At 68.9% G+C, this 7,022-nt stretch carries 7 protein-coding genes; 1 reads left to right on the top strand and 6 read right to left on the bottom strand.

Annotation, left to right across the window (positions count from 1 at the left end; genetic code table 11):
• From E1298_RS41900 to E1298_RS41925, 6 genes are all read right to left on the bottom strand, one after another.
• On the bottom strand, nucleotides 1–354 hold a 354-nt coding region (locus tag E1298_RS41900; protein WP_165975924.1), incomplete at its 3' end, for a hypothetical protein.
• A gap of 107 nt (nucleotides 355–461) precedes the next feature.
• On the bottom strand, nucleotides 462–1,532 hold the full coding sequence (locus tag E1298_RS41905) for a phosphotriesterase family protein (RefSeq protein WP_131902947.1): 1,071 nt from the start codon (nucleotides 1,530–1,532) through the stop codon (nucleotides 462–464).
• Nucleotides 1,529–2,527 (bottom strand): phosphotriesterase family protein, encoded by a 999-nt coding sequence (locus E1298_RS41910; protein ID WP_131902948.1) that lies wholly within the window; start codon nucleotides 2,525–2,527, stop codon nucleotides 1,529–1,531. The genes E1298_RS41905 and E1298_RS41910 overlap by 4 nt, the downstream gene beginning before the upstream one ends.
• A gap of 173 nt (nucleotides 2,528–2,700) precedes the next feature.
• On the bottom strand, nucleotides 2,701–3,582 hold the full coding sequence (locus E1298_RS41915; protein WP_131902949.1) for a glycoside hydrolase family 19 protein: 882 nt from the start codon (nucleotides 3,580–3,582) through the stop codon (nucleotides 2,701–2,703).
• 333 nt (nucleotides 3,583–3,915) lie between these two features.
• A complete protein-coding gene (locus tag E1298_RS41920) occupies nucleotides 3,916–4,755 on the bottom strand; it encodes an SAM-dependent methyltransferase (protein ID WP_424923204.1) in 840 nt (279 codons plus the stop codon).
• A 103-nt stretch (nucleotides 4,756–4,858) separates the two neighbouring features.
• Nucleotides 4,859–5,968, bottom strand: a complete 1,110-nt coding sequence (locus E1298_RS41925) for a DUF5753 domain-containing protein (protein ID WP_131902950.1) — start codon at nucleotides 5,966–5,968, stop codon at nucleotides 4,859–4,861.
• 317 nt (nucleotides 5,969–6,285) lie between these two features.
• Between E1298_RS41925 and E1298_RS41930 the strand changes: the two genes are divergently transcribed.
• Nucleotides 6,286–6,864, top strand: a complete 579-nt coding sequence (locus E1298_RS41930; RefSeq protein WP_131902951.1) for a hypothetical protein — start codon at nucleotides 6,286–6,288, stop codon at nucleotides 6,862–6,864.
• Nucleotides 6,865–7,022: the final 158 nt, after the last annotated feature.

Below are 7,022 nucleotides of genomic sequence, written 5' to 3' on the forward strand. Positions count from 1 at the left end.
GAGGTGTATAAGAGACAGGGCGGCCGGGGCGCCTTCCTCGCTCCGCAGGGCGGAGAGGATGCTCGTCATCTCCGCGGCGAACTGGGCGGCGATCCCCGTGTGGGCGGCCACCATCCCGTTGAAGTAGCGCACGGACGCGCTCGACCACGTATGGGCGATCGTCATGAGCGGTCCGTCGGTCACCCGCTCCCGCATCTCGGAGGAGCGGTCGTCCATCGCGAGGGCCTCAAGCGCCAGCAGCGCGGCGTCGTTGCACGCATGGGCCAGCCGCGTCGCCGCCGCCGGACGGCCCGGCTCCAGACGTCCGGTGCCCCATTCCCAGCGGGGGACCTCCTGCGTGGTCAGCATGATCAAGGTGAACTCCAAGGCATCGGCCGACGACTCCGCGTCACCAGACGATCGTGCTCCAGGAGACCGCGTTCTGTCCGCCGTTCACACTTTCTCCAGCCGACCGGGAAGGTTCAGGGGGCGGGGGCGGTGAAGGCCAGAGCGCGGGCGGGGTTGTCCACCATGATCGCGTGGAGGGCCTCGTCCTCGACTCCCAGGCGCCGGAGCGCCGGCAGGAAGTGCTCGGGAATGTAGCTGTAGCCCTGCCCGCCGTACCGCTTGAGCTGGACCTTCTGGCAGACGTCGTGACCGAGCAGGATCTGGCCGGCGTAGCCGTCCTCGACGAGGCCGGCGATGCCGCGGGCGACCTTGTGGTCGCTGAGCAGGACGAGATGGCCCCACGGGCTGCCGGGCGAGGCCAGGAAGTCGAACTCGATGAACACGCCGCGGGCGAGCACCCTCCGCGCGAAGGGCAGGTCGACGGCCATGGACCCGGCGTGGCCGATGACGACGTTGGCGGGGTCCACGCCCTCCTCGTCGAGGATGTCGAGGACGGTGAACTTCTCCTCGCCGACCCCGCCCACGTGGAAGGTGATCGGGGCGCCGGTGATCCGGCTCGCCCGGCCGGCGGCCCGCACGCTCTTGAGCTCGCCGGGCGTCAGCGGCGCGCACTCCGCGCCGACCTCGCCGATGATCCCGGCGCGGACGCCCGTCCCGTCGGCGCCGTCCACGATGTCGCGGACGATCACGTCGGCGAGCTGGTCGACGGTCCGCTCGTCCATGTCGGGCGGGTGGAAGGTCGGCGTGTACCAGCCCGCGCCCATCACGATGTGGAGGCCGCTCGCCCGCGCCATCCGCAGCAGCGCGCCGGGGTCGCGGCCGATCCCGAGATTGGTGACCTCGACGACGGTGCCGCCGCCGGCGCGCCGGAATTCGAGCACCTCGGCGAGCATCTCGTCGAAGTCGGACAGGACGTCGTTGTCCGCGTTGACGGTGCCGTGCCGGGTCCGGGCCAGGTTGGCCAAGGTGAGCGGCTCGCGCGCCTGGGGGGAGTCCTCGCCCGGGCGCAGCGCGTGGGGCGGACGGCGCAGGTCGACGAACAGGTGCTCGTGCATGAGCGTCGGTCCGAGGGCCGAGGGGGCGACCGGTCCGGCGACCGTGAGCACCTGGCCGGCGAGGTCGGGAATGGACGACGGCCGGTTCATCCGAGGTCCTCCGTGACGGTCAGCCAGCGCCGCGGGTTCGCCGCCGTGAGCGCGCGCAGCAGGGCGTCGTCCGCCCCCAGGTACCGCAGGTAGGGGACGAACTGCTCCGCGACGAAGCCGTACCCGCCACCGCCGAAGGCCTTCAGATGGATCTTGCGGGAGACGTCGGGAGAGAGCAGGACCCGCTCGGCGTGACCGCGTTCGGCGAGGGCGAGGACGGCGGCGGCGACGTCCTGGTCGTCGACCTCGCTGTACACGCTCGGGAGACGGCCGAGCCCGTCGAACTGGACGAACACGCCGCGATCGGCGAGCGCGGCGAGGGAGCCGACGTCGGTCGCCAGGCCGTCGCAGTGCCCGACGGCGACCCGGCCGAGGTCGGCGCCGCACGCGTCCAGCAGGTCCAGGAGAGCGTGTGTCGTGGCGGCCGTCGCGGCGCGGTCGATGAGCACCGGGGCTCCGGTCCGCCGGGCGGCGTCGGCCACGCCCATGGCCAGGGCCCGGTCCGCAGGACGGTCCGGGTCGAGCGCCCCGATCTCGCCGATCACGCCCGCGCGCACGCCGTCCACGCCGTCGTGAAGGTCGCGCACGATCTCCTCGGCAAGGCTCCCGGACGTCTGGCCGGGGAAGCATCCGCCGCAGCCCATGACCACGTTGACGCCCGAGTCGCGGGCGAGGCGGGCCAGCGCCCGCGGTTCGCGTCCGGCGCCCGTCACCTCGACGACGGTGCCCCCGCCCTGCGCGGCGAAGTCGGCGAGCTCGGGACGGGCGGTCTCCTCGGACAGCCGCCGGTCGTCGCGGTTCGGGGTGCCCAGGGCGAGCGCGCCGAGCAGGTCCATGGTCACCGGGCCCCGGTCGGGTGCCGCGACCGTGTCGCTGACCAGGTGCACGGAGGTGACAGTGTGCCCGAGGGCGTCCGGGGTGATCGGCCCGCAGACGGTCATGACCCGTCCGGACGCGGGCACCCGCTCGCCGCCGGTGAACAGGCTGGCCGCCATCTGTGATCCCTTCCCGCCGAGGACGACGCCCCGCACGGCCGCGCGGCAATGAACCTCTTCCCCTGAGCATGGGGGAACTGCACGGCGGGCACCATGACGTCCGCGAAGGATCTTTGACTACGCACGCACGAACGCGCCCCCTCTGGGTGGAACGCACGGCCCGTCCGTGACCGTCAGCAGGTCAGGTTGTCACCGGTCGGGACGCCGAGGAGCTGAGTGAACTTCTTGTAGGCGTTCACGCGGCTCTGCACCTGCCCGGGGTTTCCGCCATTGCATTCAAGGCCGCCGTTGATGCTGCGGATCGTCTCACCGAATCCGCGGCTGTTGACCATCGCGTCGTGCGGGGTCATGGTCCCCGGACCGTTCTGGGTCATCCAGTACCACAGGGCGCTCTTCCACGACACCGCCGCGTCCCGCTCCACCAGCCAGGGATTGTTCAGCAGGTCGATGCCCAGGGCGTCGCCCGCCGCCTTGTAGTTGAAGTTCCAGCTCAGCTGAATGGGACCGCGCCCGTAGTAGGCCGCCCGCCCGGCGGGACAGCCATAGGGCTGGCTAGCGTCGCAGTAATGCGGGTAGTTATCAGTGTTCTGCTCGACGATGTGCACCAGCCCGCCGGTCTCGTGGTTGACGTTGGCCAGGAACGCGGCCGCTTCCTGCTTCTTGATCGTGTCGCTGCCGGTGTTGGCGAACGCGGGGAAGGACGCCATCGCCGCGGTCAGCCCACGGTAGGTGTAGAAGGAGTTGCGGCCTGGGAACATCTGCTCGAACTGGGCCTCGCTCACCACGAACTCACCGGGCTCGGGCGGGGTCGTGGTCCCACCGCAGGTTCCCCGATCCGTCCAGACCGAGTCGCTGCCCGGAGCCTGATTCTGCGTCCACCATTTCGCCGCCCAGTTGTGCCCGTTGTAGGAGACCACGGCGCCACCGCTGTAGGCGGTGGGAGCCTTCCACGTGGCAGCGCAATCCGCGGCACTGGCCGACGACACGGGCAGAACGGCCGGCAGCGTTCCCGCCGCGAGCAGCGCGGAACCGAGCAGCGTCAGGACACGTCGCATCTGATCACTTCCAATGAAGAGCCGGGCCGCGGCTGCTGACCGGCGCGGGGAGCACACTGGGGCGGGGGGCATAAGAACCTCATCTGATAGGAAACTTTCCTATCGGATAGCTGAACGTTAACCCCCAGCCCGACACCAGGCAACCCTCCGGCCGCACCCCGTCGCCACGCACCCGCGCCGAGCACCGGCGCCTCACCCAAAGCGCTCGATGATGAGACGGAGGATCACGGTTGAGCAATCAACCACAAGGAGGCCGGGCGCAACGAAGCGCCCGGCTCCACATGCAAGACAATTCCGAGAGGGGGGAATCGCCCTTGGTATGTGTGGTTTTGATTAGGCTTTCCGGGCGATTCCGCCCCAGGCGTCGACCTCGGTGGCGGGGCCGAAGGGGCTGGCTTCGGGGCGCCACTGCTGTATTTGCACCCATCCGGGGTCTACCGGGTCGAATCCGTCGAGGAAGCGGCTGAGCTGGGACGGGCTGCGCAGGTGGTACGGCGCGGAGCCGCCCTCGTTGTAGAGGCGGATCGCCTCGACGTAGGCGAGGTCGGTGTTGGTGCCGTCGTAGACCGCCAGGTAGCTGCCCGAGGGCAGGGCGTCCTTGAGTTCCTCGACGATGGCTCGGGCATGCCCGTCGGCCTCGTCGCTGATCGGGAGGTGGCCGAGGACGCCCATGAGCATCAGTGCCAGCGGACGGGTGAAGTCGAGCTTGACGCGGGCCACCTTGAGGATCGCCTTGGGGTCGTTCAGGTCCGCGTCGATGTAGTCGGTCCCGCCGACCTGGTTGCCGGCGAGTAGCGCCTGGGCGTGGGTGAGGACGAGGGGGTCATTGTCGACGTAGACGATGTGGGACTCCGGCGCGACCCGCTGGGCGACTTCGTGGGTGTTGTCGTGGCTGGGCAGGCCGGTGCCGATGTCGAGGAACTGCCGCAGGCCGGCGTCGTCGGCGAGGTAGCGGACCACTCGGGCGATGAAGTAGCGGGAGGTGCGGGCCATGTCGCGGATGCCGGGATAGATCGCGGCGAACTGGTCGCCGGCCTCCTGGTCGACGGGAAAGTTGTCCTTGCCGTCCATCCAGTAGTTCCAGATGCGTGCCGAGTGCGGAATCGATGTGTCGATTCCCGCCATGAGATCCTTCTCTGCCTCGCTCCAGGCGAACGACTCCTCGCTGCTCACGGCAGCCGCCTCCCCGCTTTGAGTTCCGTCCGGAGGCCGCCGCCGAAGGGCGGCCCTCGCCCAGCTAATCAAGCGCCTGCGAGCGAAACAACCCTGAACGGCATCAAATCTTCCGCAGGGCCCGGTGCAGGAACCTGATCGAATCTGCGGGGGTTTCGGCTTTGATGCTGGCCTTGTTTAGGAACAGACTGTAATACAGTTTTGCGGTGTGCGCATCGGGATAGTGCGCTCCGAAAGGATCCTCCAGGTAGAAGACGTCCTGGGCCCAGTCGGCGGCGAAGCGGAGCCGGGAAACGGCCCCGATGGCGGCGTACTCGCCTCCGGTGGCCATGGGCATGATCTGAATGGTGATGTTGGATTGCTGGGAGAGGTCGATGAGATGCTGGATCTGGGCGCGCTGGATTTGCCGGCCGCCCTGCTGTCGGTAGAGGGCCGTCTCGTCCAGTACGCACCAGAGATTCACCGGCTTCGGCCGATGCAGAATTCTCTGGCGGTCCATCCTCAAGGCGACGCGGCGGTCGATCTCGGCGGCGGGGGCGTCGCCGTGTTCAAGGCAGATGACGGCGCGGGCGTAGTCCTCGTCCTGGAGCAGGCCGGGGCAGAACACGTGCTCGTAGGAGTGGATGCGCTCGGCGGCGGGCTCCAGGCTCAGATAGGGAGCGTGCCAGGGCGGGACCAGCCGGCGATCACCGTGCCACCAGCCGTACGTCCCGAGTCGGCGGGCCATGTCGTCGAGCAGCGCGTGGACCTCCGCGTCCTGGTCACCGCCGCGTTCGCGCCGGGCGGTGGTCCCGTTGACGGCGACCGACATCAGGACCGGCGCGTCGGCCGCCGCCTGGCCGATGTCCGGGGCCGCCTCCTCCACCCAGGTGGACCCTGGACGGTTCTTGAACTCGGCCACCGCCGCCTTGTGCCGGACCTCCCACTCGTCGACGGTGCCGATCACCTCGTCGGGATCCTTGCCGGCCATCGACGCGAAGATCCTCAGCACGACGACCAGTGATCGCACCATCTCCCACCGGGGCAGGCCGCGCCGGTCACCGGACAGGTGGCCTTGAACGGTGGAGTGCGGCAGCGGCTCCACCCTCGGGTGGCGCACCTTCTTCGCCATCGACTCGATCCGGGCGAAACTCGGCGCTCCCGCGTTGATCAAGGCGGCCATCAGGGCACCGGCGAACTGGCGAACGACGGGCGAACGGTCCTCGACGGGCATGTCGCCATGATTCCACCCTGGACACGAGGAAGTCCGGTAAGTCCCCACTTTTCCTGGCGGGCGACTTTCGATCTTGAATCCGGGTCGTGGTACATATTACGCGAAGCAGGCAATTGCGACATGGACCGGTGGCGCATTGGCCATCCGAGAGCATCCGAAGCCGCTGCGGCCACTCGCCTCGCCGTTCGATTCACGCCACAGTGGGCGGAGCGGGAGTGCCCTCCCAAGGCCAAAAGAGGGCACCCGCCGACGCATCGCCGCGCCCGTTCATCCGGCGCGGACCTCGAACCAACCCCGCAAACGAATTGTTGAGGAAGATGCAGCCTTCATCTCCGTTCACGACACTGCTCGCCACCGATCTCGTAGCGTTCGGCGCTCAATACCGCGATATCGCCACGCAGGTACAGGTGCGCCACAATATGTACGCTCGGGTCATCGAGGCGCTCACCTTCGCCGGCGTGTCATGGCCGCACTGCCATCACGAGGACCGGGGTGACGGCACGTTCATCGTGACGCCCCCAGAGGCCCATCCCGCTGTCTTCCTCGACCCGATGCTGAACCACCTCAGCGCCGCCGTGGGACGCCACAACAGGTGCGTCGGCCCTCCTGGGCGGATGCGGCTGCGGGTCGCGGTGCACCACGGTCCCGTCCATTACGACGGCTACGGAGTCACAGGCCCGGACACACTGCTGCTCTTCCGGCTCCTGGAGGCACCCCGCTTCAAGAGGAAGGTGCACGCCTCCGGCAGCGAGCTGGCCGCCATAGTCTCCGACACCCTCTACACCAATGCGTTCGACCGCAATACCCTGATCAACCCTGCCGCCTATCGGGCGACCCGCCTCACCCACAAAGAGACGCGCCGCGTCCGAGCCTGGCTCTGGTTTCCGCCCCAATGACCACGGCCGCCGGCAAGTCAGGGAAATGAGCGGGGGCGACCCTCTCAGTTTTTGTCGCGGGCGTCGCGGATCATGTCGCGGATCCGGTCCATCATGGCGACCGCCGGTCCGGCGAGCATGTTCTTGGCCGCGCTCTCCGTACCGGGGTGCGGGTGGGT

This window comes from Actinomadura rubrisoli, assembly GCF_004349215.1.
GTDB classification, from domain to species: Bacteria; Actinomycetota; Actinomycetes; order Streptosporangiales; family Streptosporangiaceae; genus Spirillospora; species Spirillospora rubrisoli.